At 49.7% G+C, this 7,418-nt stretch carries 7 protein-coding genes; 6 read left to right on the forward strand and 1 reads right to left on the reverse strand.

Going from position 1 to position 7,418, the window contains the following annotated elements; genetic code table 11:
• From C5S62_RS13565 to C5S62_RS04960, 6 genes are all read left to right on the forward strand, one after another.
• Window positions 1-353: hypothetical protein (locus C5S62_RS13565; RefSeq protein WP_190311553.1), on the forward strand; the 353-nt coding region annotated here is incomplete at its 5' end.
• Window positions 354-377: 24 nt separating this feature from the next.
• Window positions 378-587: a hypothetical protein gene (locus tag C5S62_RS04945; protein ID WP_104404310.1), complete on the forward strand. Its 210-nt coding sequence runs from the start codon at window positions 378-380 to the stop codon at window positions 585-587.
• 506 nt (window positions 588-1,093) lie between these two features.
• Window positions 1,094-3,496 (forward strand): hypothetical protein, encoded by a 2,403-nt coding sequence (locus C5S62_RS04950; protein ID WP_104404311.1) that lies wholly within the window; start codon window positions 1,094-1,096, stop codon window positions 3,494-3,496.
• A 35-nt stretch (window positions 3,497-3,531) separates the two neighbouring features.
• Complete coding sequence (locus tag C5S62_RS13570; RefSeq protein ID WP_172486078.1) at window positions 3,532-3,702, forward strand: hypothetical protein; 171 nt, start codon at window positions 3,532-3,534, stop codon at window positions 3,700-3,702.
• A 232-nt stretch (window positions 3,703-3,934) separates the two neighbouring features.
• Window positions 3,935-4,531: an adenylyl-sulfate kinase gene (cysC, locus tag C5S62_RS04955; protein WP_104404314.1), complete on the forward strand. Its 597-nt coding sequence runs from the start codon at window positions 3,935-3,937 to the stop codon at window positions 4,529-4,531.
• A gap of 47 nt (window positions 4,532-4,578) precedes the next feature.
• Window positions 4,579-6,405: a beta-N-acetylhexosaminidase gene (locus C5S62_RS04960; RefSeq protein ID WP_104404312.1), complete on the forward strand. Its 1,827-nt coding sequence runs from the start codon at window positions 4,579-4,581 to the stop codon at window positions 6,403-6,405.
• A gap of 193 nt (window positions 6,406-6,598) precedes the next feature.
• Here C5S62_RS04960 and C5S62_RS04965 read toward each other — a convergent pair whose 3' ends face one another.
• Entirely contained in the window at window positions 6,599-7,108 is a 510-nt protein-coding gene (locus C5S62_RS04965; protein WP_104404313.1) for a nitroreductase family protein, read from the reverse strand.
• Window positions 7,109-7,418 lie beyond the last annotated feature (310 nt).

Consider the following 7,418-nt stretch of genomic DNA (forward strand, 5'->3'; position numbering starts at 1 on the left):
GCCCCAGACTACAGCCCCGGCAGATACTTGTGCGCAGTGTGGCCGCCCTATTGCTGGCCGGACTGCTGGCGGGAGAAGGATACCTCGTTGCCGGCTTCTACCGGCAGCAGGCCTACCGCCACACCATGGAACTGTGGAACTGCGGCGGCACCGTAGAGGCCAACCGTCGCACGCCCGATCCCGTTTACCGCGAAACGGAAACGCCCGAATTACCTGACAGTCTGTTTGACAACCTCATGGCCGACGAAGAAGCCGGCGACACCATATTCACAGACAACGAACCGGCGGAAAAGGCCACAACCGGCACCGACAACGTGTCGCAACCGGAAGAGGTCGAAGCCCTGTTTGATTAACTCTATCCTCCACAACGACACCTCATGAACACTCCTGACAGACACCCGCACCATTCCGCAGGAAAAACCGCCGCCATCCGCCTCCTGACAGCCGTTACAGTGGCGGCGCTGCTGTGCGTCACCTTTTTCGTGGCCCGCCATGTGGGCACAGAATGCGGACGCGACAACGCCCGCCGCGACATCATGCAGGCAAATGATATAACGGCCGGCCCGAAAAGGCTGATGGCGGACTGAAAAAGACTGCCGACCGTTTCAACATACATTGATTTAGAAAACAAAAATCATTGATCTCATAACGCAGAGGGGACGCGCCAAATGGCGCGTCCCCTCTGCGTATGCTTTCCGAAACTTCCGGAAAACTTTTCCCAATACCATCAATTACCGCCGAAACCGCTACCAGAAACTGAAGAAAAACTAAACAGCCCTTAATGCACCGAAACACAACGGCAAGTTAAATTCACTCAACACACCGAAGCAGAAAAACATGTTTTTGAACCTTTTTTTAATAAAAAAACGCCATTTTCCTTGGCCGTATATATATATATATATATTCGCCACATATTTTATTAAAATTCATTGAGATTCAGAGACTTTAAGATGATAAAACATCGCATGAGACCTACACGTCAAGCACATACGAAACGACAAAAGAATGCAGGAATCGCATCAGCCTGAAAACAATACGACAACAAATATTCACTCTATAATCAATTATCCTATTTCTTTAAAAAAACAACACTATGAAAAGAATTACTTCTTTGTTAATCTTATGTGTGGCGGCTATCATGGCTTTCACTGCCAACGCTCAGGAGAACCTGCAGGGAAAAGCCATTACGGCGGTGGGAACTCCCGTGCCATTGCTGGCTGACTTGAACACCAACAACTACTATGTACTCTATAATACCGGCAGAGGATGGTATATCCAGGAAAACGAAGACGCCACCGCCTGCAAAACGGCCAGACCGACCACTCTCGTAGGCTTGCAGAACGAAGACCTCAAGATTCTTGTGAAATTCGAACTGGCCGGTACCGGACGAGGACGCGACTACCGCATTAAAACCGTTTCGGGAAAATACTTCAACTCACCAACAAACGACAACGAGGTGATAACGCTGACCGAGGACAAGGAAACCGCCGGTTTTTTTGAAATCAAAACGACAGGTTCCAACGGATATTTCTATCTGAGAGGCATGAAAAACACTGAAGACACGAGCGGCAAAAACCTTGAAGGCGACGAGGACCTAGTTATCGGCTGGGGAGCAAACGCACCTACCGGAACCCACGGCAACGGCATCTACACTTTCACACCTGTAACAGTGGAAGAGACTCAGTTCAAGGATGTCACCATCAAATATAACATAGGAGAAAGAACATACACCACTACGACCGCACTCCTGAGAACCGGACAAAACTTTACGGTACCTCAAATTCCTTTCATCACCATCAACAGCTATGAATATCAAGGACAAGGCCTCCCTGAAGGCGTAACGGAACTCAATGTGGACTGTTCCGAGGCATTACCCTTCAAAGCGTCTGAAAGCCTCGACAACCCCGTTTGGCAGGCTGTGGAGGTACACTGGAACCAGCAGCCTTACAAATGGCGGTATGACAGCGATGACGTAAGAATCAGCACTCCCATCACCAGCAACACCACTACAGCCATTTACGATGACAACTTCTTCTGGGCTTTCACCGGTAACCTCATTGACGGTTTCAAGATACACAACAAAGCTGCCGGAAACGGCAAGTGGCTGCGCAAAGGTGAAGACGGCGCCCAAGTATCGGCTACAGACGACAGCAACGTGTGGTTTCTCACTCCTACATCCGCATACGCTGACAAGACGACCAACTGCTGCTTCCACCTCGAAGGTGACAACCAATACCTGAACCATCAGGGAAGCGGAAGCGGCGATACCCGCGTAGACTACATGGGATATTGGGTTGATGCCGACAACGGATCGACCTGCCGCTTTGTGGCTCCTGCAGAACCGTTGATGAATGCCATCAGACTCCAGATAGGCTCCGGCAACGCACCACTGGGCGCTGTAGGCACGTTCAAAGCCAGCCGCGAAGAACTGCAGGAACTCATCACAGCCTACCATACGGCGGAGGCAAACACCTTTGACTTCAACAACGCCAAAGCTCTGGAACAGGTTTACGTGACCGCACCGACGGAACTCGTAGATTTTGTACCCGGCCAGTACTACCGCGTTATCAACGCCGGACGCTTAAGAGACGGAAAGAATACCATGATGGGCTTTGAAATGATGGACGGCACAAACACCCTGCAGGGACTCGTTCCCTCGCAGTCCGATGCGAACTTTATCTGGAAAATCAATCAGTACAACGAACGCGTCCGCTTCATCAACAGCAATACCGGCAAGTTCATGTCGCCCATTGAAGGCGGCGCCACACTGGTAGAAGAAGGCGGCGCAGGGGCGTTTACGATGACCGCGGCCGGAGAATGCAAATTCAAGTTCACAGACACACAAGGCAAAGTAATGCACCAGGCTGCAAGCGGCAACCATTGGAAAATTATCCATTGGGAAGATAACTGTTCCTACTGGTACCTCATGCCGGCCAAAGAACTTGAAATATCCCTGCTCACGGCCGTCGACGGCAAGGCTTCCTACGCCACAGCCTACCTGCCGTTTACCGTTAGCGGAGCCGAAGGTGCTGAAATCTACACAGGAACAGTAAGCGGCGAATATGTGAACCTAAGAAAAGCCGACGACGGTGTGGCAGCCAACAATGCCATGGTACTCGTGGGAGAACCCAACGCACAGACGGCCACCATCCTCCTCGGAGAAGGCACCGCAACGAGCGAAGGCATCAGCGGAACCTGCCAACCCAAAACCGTAGCAGCCAGTTCGGTACTCACCCTCGGCAGATGCTCTGAATATGAATATGCCGGTTTCTACACCTTTACCGGTACGACCATTCCCGCCAACAAGGCCTACATTGAACAGACATCTGGCGCACTCAAACTCAACTTTGGAGAAACAACGGGCATCGGAAACGTCAACACCGACGGACAAACAGAGAACAATGAAGCAACATACGACCTTAGCGGACGACGCGTGACGAACATTGTCAAAGGCGGCCTGTACATCCGCGGCGGAAAGAAATTCATTGTCAGATAAGAAATACCCATTCAATAATCATAAAACAAAAAGACATGAAAAAGAATTATATGCAGCCAAAGAGCGCATGTATCGACATTGTGAGCGAAGGAATGATTGCCTCCAGCGACCCCATACCTGTCAATCCGGGAGGAAACACCGGAGACGCCGCCAGCAACCACATGGGAGGCTGGAACAGCAGCAACTGGACAGACTATGAGGAATAAGAGCCTATGAGCTGAACAAAAACAATAGTCACACAGGCGGGGCATTTGTCGGGAATGACAAATGCCCCGCCGCTTTTCAAATCCGACTATGGTGAGAATACCGTCGTGGGGCACTCCTGACGAAAAGCTTCCGCAAAACTCTGTTTGAAGAATAAAGGCAATGGTATCTCTGCGGATTTTTTGTATATTTGTGGGAATTTTTAGAAACCTTAAAGTTTTCATTTATCATTACATGACAGTAAACAAAAATATCTACCCTATCTTCGACCGTATGCTCTCACGCACGGATAAGGAAAATCTGTTGGAACAACGCGGCGTAATGCTATGGTTTACGGGTCTGAGCGGTTCGGGCAAGAGCACCGTGGCCATAGCCTTGGAACGCGAACTTCACCGCCGCGGCCTGCTCTGCCGTATTCTCGACGGCGACAACATCCGCACAGGTATCAACGCCAATCTGGGATTCTCGGCCGATGACCGCAAGGAAAACATACGCCGTATCGCCGAAGTGGCTAAACTTTTCGTAGACACAGGCATCATCACCATCGCCGCTTTTATCAGTCCTACGGAGGAACTGCGCCAAATGGCCGCCGAAATCATAGGGCACGATGATTTCAAGGAGATATACATCTCCACTCCCATAGAAGAGTGTGAACGGCGTGATGTAAAAGGGCTGTATGCCAAAGCCCGCCGCGGCGAAGTAAAAGATTTCACAGGCATATCGGCCCCATTTGAAGCGCCTGCCTGTCCGGCACTAAAACTAGACACCTCACACTTATCGATCGAAGAAAGTGTAGACCAACTATTAAAGCTATTGGGCATTGAGCCCTGACCAACATAAAAACTAAATCTTTCCACACTTATCAAAACATTCACACCATGAAAAAAGTCATTTCCATGCTCCTGTTCCTGCTGGCCACATTCTTGCCGGCGACAGCACAAGAGAGTTGTAACATCATTCCCAAACCGCAAAGCATCAAGGCTCTTGAGGGTAAAGACTTTATACTTACAGAGAAAACGACAATAGGTTTTGACAACGGCGCTGCACGACAGGCTGAGCTCCTGCAGGCCGCCCTGTCAGGGCCGACCGGCTGGGACTTCCCTCTGCGCGCCGGTAAGAAGGGTGACATTACCCTGAAAATTGACAGTACTGCCGTAACATCCTCCGAAGGTTACCGACTGGTGGCCGGACAACGCGGGGTGAGTATCACAGGCCACGATGCTGCCGGCGTATTCTATGGTATTCAAACGTTCCTCCAATTGCTGCCTAAAGAAATAGTGGCAGACCGCCGGCAACGCGGCGTAGAATGGCGCATCAGGCCTGTGGAGGTGAACGATGCCCCCAACTATCCGTGGCGAGGCATGATGATTGATGTGGCACGCTATTTCTACCACGTTGATTTCATAAAGAAATTCATCGACATGATGGCGATGTACAAACTCAACAAACTGCAGTTCCATCTTATTGACGATTCAGGCTGGCGCCTTGAAATCAAGAAATACCCGCGCCTTACCGAAGTGGGAGCCTGGGCCGGTCCGGAAGAAAAACGTCTGGGAGGTTTCTACACTCAGGAGGACATACGCGAACTGCTGGCTTACGCTGAAGCACGCGGCGTAGAAATCATTCCCGAAATAGAGTTTCCTGCGCATGTTCTTTCGGCCATAGTAGCCTATCCCTGGCTTTCATGCCAAGGCAAACAGCATGAGGTGCAGACACAACAGTCTATAAGTCCCGAACTGCTCTGCGTAAGCAAAGACTCCGTAATGAACTTTCTCCACGATGTACTCGACGAAACCATCGCACTTTTCCCGTCAAAATATATCAACATCGGCGGCGATGAAGCCATTTACGACCGTTGGAAAACATGTCCCCGATGCCAGGCACTCATGAAACGCGAAGGACTCAGTGAAGTGTCACAGCTACAAGGATGGCTCACCAACATCGTAGCCGGATGGATGAAGGAAAAAGGCCGCACGGTCGTGGGCTGGGAGGAAGTGTTTATGCGCGGAAAGGTCAGCACCCCCATCGTCGGCGTGATGTGGCACAACGTGGACGACACGCTGAAAGCTCGTGTCGAAGGACACCGGTCAATCATTGCTCCGGTGACGCACCTTTACTTTGACTTTCCTGAGCGCAAGGACAAGCGCGAGATAAAGGCAGCAACATGGATGCCGGCTGTACCCTTGAAGAAGACTTACGAAACACCATTGCTCGACTACAGTCTTGCCACGTCTTCGGTACTTGGCGTACAAGGCTGCTACTGGAGCGATCAGTTTATACACGGCACAGTATTACAAGAACTGCCGCAACTCGATGAAAACCGCTCCGAACGCTATGCGGAATATCTTATGTTTCCACGCCTCACTGCATTATCGGAATTGGGATGGACGCGCAAAGCTGACAGGAATTTCACCGACTACGAACGCCGCATGGCAACGCACTATCCGCGCCTCACTGTTGCCGGCATACACTATCGCCTGCCGGAGCCTGTAGTGGAGAAGAGTGAGAAAAATACTGATGGAACCTACAGCCTGACACTCGCCACTCCTGTTGCAGACGCTGCCATACACTACACTACAGATGGGTCAACCCCAACCTATCACTCACCTCGCTACAATGGCACCCCCATACGCGTAGCCAATCCGGAACAATTACGGGCCATTACGGTGATGTCACGCACACACGTGTCACTCCCCACACGATAATATACTTAATTTCTCTTTTCTATCTTAAGAAAATACATTCTCGTCTCAAGAAAGCAAGCGGGTTATCTGATCGGATAACCCGCTTGTTTTCTTGAGATAAAGACATTATCATATTTCATTCATTGACCAGACCATCTGCAAGAAAAAGTCTGAAACGGCTTTCTCAGTCACTTATCTCCTACGACACAAATACCTATAAGACGGTGACGATTTCTTCCATCGATTTTCTTTCAGAAAGATGTTTTGGAGTTTCGTTGACATAACCAAGCGGGATAATAGCAACGGGAAATACCTCGGCAGACATATGAAATAGTTCGGCAAACAAGTCCGGATTGAAATTACACACCCAGCAACTCCCCAGTCCGACTTCAGCCGCAGCCAAGCAGATATGTTCAGCAGCAATGGAAGCATCGACATCTGCATGATTCTTATTGTCAGATTTACGCACCCAAGCCACAGATTTATCCACACATACCACAACATAAAGCGGTGCTGTCTTGAACCATTCCCTGTCATAGCATTGCCTGATATTTTCTTTTTGCCGCTCACTCTTTATGACGAGAAACTTCCACGGCTGAAAATTTACGGCAGAAGGAGCCAGGCGGGCACACTCCAATATATAATCCAATTTTGAAGTCTCAACCTCATCCGGACGATAATTCCTTGCCGAAAAGCGTTTTCTTACGAGTTCCTGAAAATCCATAACATTTTATTTAACATTGTTCTATTTCCCACATAAAGGCACATACATGTCCCATGACCACACTTTCCTATCACTCATCATGAGCCATACAAACGGACAGCTGTTGATTCAAACAAATGACGAAAGGTCCAACCTCACGCAAGAACCGATGTAAATTGCCAATCCATAACATCCACCATAAAGGAGTAATCGAAAAACCGATGAATGTTCCCCTCATATCCCCTTTTGTATGAATCGAAGGTCAAGCCCGTCACTCCCATTTCCCTCATGACATCTTCCTTCGCCATGCGGCGGCTCCAGACAAAAAGGC

The sequence above is a fragment of the Prevotella sp. MGM2 genome (assembly GCF_002933955.1).
GTDB lineage: Bacteria > Bacteroidota > Bacteroidia > Bacteroidales > Bacteroidaceae > Alloprevotella.

Bases quoted from the DNA above. Each gene is read 5' to 3' on its own strand.
- C5S62_RS04945 (WP_104404310.1), top strand. From the start codon at position 378: ATGAACACTCCTGACAGACACCCGCACCATTCCGCAGGAAAAACCGCC.
- C5S62_RS04950 (WP_104404311.1), top strand. From the start codon at position 1,094: ATGAAAAGAATTACTTCTTTGTTAATCTTATGTGTGGCGGCTATCATG.
- C5S62_RS13570 (WP_172486078.1), top strand. From the start codon at position 3,532: ATGAAAAAGAATTATATGCAGCCAAAGAGCGCATGTATCGACATTGTG.
- cysC (WP_104404314.1), top strand. From the start codon at position 3,935: ATGACAGTAAACAAAAATATCTACCCTATCTTCGACCGTATGCTCTCA.
- C5S62_RS04960 (WP_104404312.1), top strand. From the start codon at position 4,579: ATGAAAAAAGTCATTTCCATGCTCCTGTTCCTGCTGGCCACATTCTTG.
- C5S62_RS04965 (WP_104404313.1), bottom strand. From the start codon at position 7,108: ATGGATTTTCAGGAACTCGTAAGAAAACGCTTTTCGGCAAGGAATTAT.